The organism is Streptomyces sp. NPDC055099 (assembly GCF_053607685.1).
The window spans coordinates 2,501-4,685 of the sequence record NZ_JBSGUA010000055.1; the positions used below are offsets into that span (position 1 = coordinate 2,501).

Annotated in this window: 1 rRNA gene (only partly in view); it reads left to right on the top strand. The window is 51.9% G+C overall.

What is annotated here, in order from left to right:
- Positions 1-2,102 (top strand): 23S ribosomal RNA (locus tag ACWFRU_RS42155); it begins 828 nt to the left of the window's first position.
- Positions 2,103-2,185 lie beyond the last annotated feature (83 nt).

Here is a 2,185-nt window from a genome sequence, read left to right on the forward strand (position 1 = left end):
ATTCCAATCGAACCTGGAGATAGCTGGTTCTCCCCGAAATAGCTTTAGGGCTAGCCTTAAGGTAAGAGTCTTGGAGGTAGAGCACTGATTGGACTAGGGGCCCCCACCGGGTTACCGAATTCAGTCAAACTCCGAATGCCAATGACTTATCCTTAGGAGTCAGACTGCGAGTGATAAGATCCGTAGTCAAAAGGGAAACAGCCCAGACCACCAGCTAAGGTCCCAAAGTGTGTATTAAGTGGAAAAGGATGTGGAGTTGCTTAGACAACTAGGATGTTGGCTTAGAAGCAGCCACCATTTAAAGAGTGCGTAATAGCTCACTAGTCGAGTGACTCTGCGCCGAAAATGTACCGGGGCTAAACGTATCACCGAAGCTGCGGACTGTTCTTCGAACAGTGGTAGGAGAGCGTTCTAAGGGCAGTGAAGTCAGACCGGAAGGACTGGTGGAGCGCTTAGAAGTGAGAATGCCGGTATGAGTAGCGAAAGACGGGTGAGAATCCCGTCCACCGAATGCCTAAGGTTTCCTGAGGAAGGCTCGTCCGCTCAGGGTTAGTCAGGACCTAAGCCGAGGCCGACAGGCGTAGGCGATGGACAACAGGTTGATATTCCTGTACCACCTCTTCATCGTTTGAGCAATGGGGGGACGCAGAAGGATAGGGTAAGCGCGGTATTGGATATCCGCGTCCAAGCAGTTAGGCTGGGAAATAGGCAAATCCGTTTCCCGTGAAGGCTGAGCTGTGATGGCGAGCGAAATTTAGTAGCGAAGTTCCTGATTCCACACTGCCAAGAAAAGCCTCTAGCGAGGTGAGAGGTGCCCGTACCGCAAACCGACACAGGTAGGCGAGGAGAGAATCCTAAGGTGTGCGAGAGAACTCTGGTTAAGGAACTCGGCAAAATGACCCCGTAACTTCGGGAGAAGGGGTGCTCTCTTAGGGTGAAAGCCCGAGAAAGCCGCAGTGAATAGGCCCAAGCGACTGTTTAGCAAAAACACAGGTCTCTGCGAAGCCGTAAGGCGAAGTATAGGGGCTGACGCCTGCCCGGTGCTGGAAGGTTAAGGGGAGGGGTTAGGGGTAACCCGAAGCTCTGAACTGAAGCCCCAGTAAACGGCGGCCGTAACTATAACGGTCCTAAGGTAGCGAAATTCCTTGTCGGGTAAGTTCCGACCCGCACGAAAGGCGTAACGATCTGGGCACTGTCTCAACGAGAGACTCGGTGAAATTATAGTACCTGTGAAGATGCAGGTTACCCGCGACAGGACGGAAAGACCCCGTGGAGCTTTACTGTAGCCTGATATTGAATTTTGGTACAGTTTGTACAGGATAGGCGGGAGCCTTTGAAACCGGAGCGCTAGCTTCGGTGGAGGCGCTGGTGGGATACCGCCCTGACTGTATTGAAATTCTAACCTACGGGTCTTATCGACCCGGGAGACAGTGTCAGGTGGGCAGTTTGACTGGGGCGGTCGCCTCCTAAAAAGTAACGGAGGCGCCCAAAGGTTCCCTCAGAATGGTTGGAAATCATTCGTAGAGTGTAAAGGCATAAGGGAGCTTGACTGCGAGACCTACAAGTCGAGCAGGGACGAAAGTCGGGCTTAGTGATCCGGTGGTTCCGCATGGAAGGGCCATCGCTCAACGGATAAAAGCTACCCCGGGGATAACAGGCTTATCTCCCCCAAGAGTCCACATCGACGGGGAGGTTTGGCACCTCGATGTCGGCTCATCGCATCCTGGGGCTGTAGTCGGTCCCAAGGGTTGGGCTGTTCGCCCATTAAAGCGGTACGCGAGCTGGGTTCAGAACGTCGTGAGACAGTTCGGTCCCTATCCGTCGTGGGCGCAGGAAATTTGAGAGGAGCTGTCCTTAGTACGAGAGGACCGGGATGGACGCACCGCTGGTGTACCAGTTGTTCTGCCAAGGGCATCGCTGGGTAGCTATGTGCGGAAGGGATAAGTGCTGAAAGCATCTAAGCATGAAGCCCCCCTCAAGATGAGATTTCCCATAGCGTAAGCTAGTAAGATCCCTGAAAGATGATCAGGTTGATAGGTTCGAGGTGGAAGCATGGTGACATGTGGAGCTGACGAATACTAATAGATCGAGGACTTAACCATATAATATGTAGCAAATGTTATCTAGTTTTGAAGGAATATATATTAAAATTTCTTCTTGACATTTCGAAAGAAATGTTTATAAT